Here is a 2,478-nt window from a genome sequence, read left to right as displayed (position 1 = left end):
GATCAATTTTTCCAAATCATTATCATTTTGAACTTTGATACCGCTAATCATTTCGGCTTCCAAAAGATTGGTTTTTAAGATATGCAAATGCTTCAAAATAGATTTGGAACGAAGGGCTTTTTTACCTGAAACCGTATCTAATACAAATTTTTTATCGGGGTATTTTTCAACAATCTTTTGTAAAATTTTATCAGACAAATTCGTTTCTAAAATGATATATTCTGAATCGATTTGATGTGGCAAATTTGAAATGAACAAAGTGTTATCAAGATCATCATACAATTGCATAGCCGAAATACCGACTGCCAAATCATTTTGATGGTCGAGAATGGCAATAAATGTTGAAGCAGGCATGTTTTTGAGAAATAAACTGCGAGCAATTTTCAAGCCCTTGTTTTGACAATCGTTAATCAAGAAATCGCTCAATGGATCATCACCGAAAATACTGATGAGTTCCACATCAAACTCTAAATGTTTAAGATTTTCGGCTATGTTGCGCCCGACACCTCCTGCAGTCGATTTCATACTTCCGATATTGGCATCTTTATAGACCAGATTGCTCTCAGGAAATCCGGTGATATCGACATTGGCAGCACCAAAAACAGTAATTTTAGAAGCTTTGGACATTGGTTATAAAATATTTGATAAATTTACAAGATAAAACCCAAATAATGACACACAAATTTCAAAAAATATTCGGAAACAAAAAAGCCGTTATCGGCATGATTCATCTGCAAGCGCTTCCGGGGACGCCCAAATATGACGGCAGTACTAATCAAATCATAGAAAAAGCCCTTAACGAAGCTTGCACCTATCAACAAGCCGGTATCGATGCATTGATGATTGAAAACATGCACGATGTGCCTTATACCAAGAACGATGTAGGACATGAAATCAGCAGTTTGACGGCAATCATCGCTTATTTGATTAAACAGAAAACCGGCTTACCTTTAGGTATCCAGATTCTTGCGGGTGCCAATAAAGCCGCTTTAGCTACCGCGCTTAGCGCTGGTGCTAACTTTATTCGGGCTGAAGGATTCGTATTCGGGCATTTAGCTGATGAAGGTTATATTGATAGTCAAGCCGCAGAATTGCTCCGCTACCGGAAACAGATAGGGGCGGAACATATAGCCATTTTTACCGACATCAAAAAGAAACATAGTTCACATGCACTGACCTCCGATTTGGATATAGTCGAAATGGCACATGCCGCAGCCTTCTTTTTATCAGACGGTTTAATAGTTACTGGTATGCACACCGGTGATACAGCAGATTTAAACGAACTGAAAAAAGTTAAAACAGCTACGAATTTACCGGTTTTGGTCGGCTCAGGAGTTGATTTAGACAATGTTACTGACTATATGGCTGTTACCGATGCTTTGATTATCGGGTCCTATTTTAAAAAAGACGGCTATTGGGCAAATGATGTGGATGGTGATAAGGTGCGGGCACTAATGAAAAAAGTGAATTCTAATGGTTAGAACACAAATTTAACTTTTGAGCTCAATATTACTAATTCTCTTCCTCAAACTTTTTCAAAAAATCACAGAATTCCGAAATACTCATTTGATGCGCATCCAAAATGCGTAAAAAAGTTCTTATTGTAAAATTGGTGCCTTTTTCCATACGCCAATATTGCACGCGTGGGATACCGTGTTCCCGTGCAAAAAATTCGTGACTACCATAACCTTTATAAATACGCAATTGTTTGATTACTTTGGCAAAAAGCTCGATATGCAACGTATTATGCAAATCTGCCAAGATATTGGCATTATGTCTTTTATTGAATCTTTACCTGCCGGATTTAATACCTATCTCGGCGAAAACGGTGCGACCTTATCCGGCGGACAAAAACAGCGTATTGCCATAGCACGCGCCTTATATAAACAACTCGAAATATTGGTTTTGGACGAAGCCACTTCGTCACTTGACAGTACATCGGAAAACTATATACAAAGAACTATTAAACATTTACGCGAACAACAAAAAACCATTATTGTGATTGCTCACCGGTTGAGTACGGTGATTAATGCCGACAAAATTGTAGTACCGGATCAAGGGCAAGTAGTAGAACAAGGCAGTCATGCCGAATTGTATAACCGCCGGCAACATTATTATCGCTTATGGCAACAACTAATGCCCAAAATAGAAACTAACTTATAAAACTATAATTTTTGACTATTAAACAAATTGAACGACTACGCCGGTTACATCATTTTATCAAAACCCGCCAAACCGGTAGCTCCAAAGAATTGGCAAAGTGTTTGCTATCATTATTTGACACATAAGTTTACCGGCGAACTCAATATTACCTTTATGTTTAATAACATTAATAATTAGTATAAAAATTCTTACATTTGTTAAATTTCATAATTCTTTGGGGATACTTCATGTTAATTGATTATTAGATAAATTTAAATTAGTTAAATTAGTTAAATTTCATATTTCTGGAGGAATATTTCAAGTTAATCAAGAGCT

The 2,478-nt window shown here is 36.8% G+C and carries 3 protein-coding genes; 2 read left to right on the top strand and 1 reads right to left on the bottom strand.

Annotated features, from left to right (window positions below; translation table 11 throughout):
- On the bottom strand, window positions 1-627 hold a 627-nt coding region (locus MVB78_RS00635; protein WP_297486711.1), incomplete at its 3' end, for a PfkB family carbohydrate kinase.
- A 44-nt stretch (window positions 628-671) separates the two neighbouring features.
- Here MVB78_RS00635 and MVB78_RS00630 point away from each other — a divergent pair.
- Window positions 672-1,481: a BtpA/SgcQ family protein gene (locus MVB78_RS00630; RefSeq protein WP_297486709.1), complete on the top strand. Its 810-nt coding sequence runs from the start codon at window positions 672-674 to the stop codon at window positions 1,479-1,481.
- 223 nt (window positions 1,482-1,704) lie between these two features.
- Entirely contained in the window at window positions 1,705-2,163 is a 459-nt protein-coding gene (locus tag MVB78_RS00625; RefSeq protein ID WP_297486706.1) for an ATP-binding cassette domain-containing protein, read from the top strand.
- Window positions 2,164-2,478 lie beyond the last annotated feature (315 nt).

It is taken from the genome of Thermococcus sp. (assembly GCF_026991495.1).
GTDB lineage: Archaea > Methanobacteriota_B > Thermococci > Thermococcales > Thermococcaceae > Thermococcus.
The sequence above is the reverse complement of the archived record's forward strand: the minus strand, read 5'-3'. Positions and strand labels throughout refer to the sequence as shown.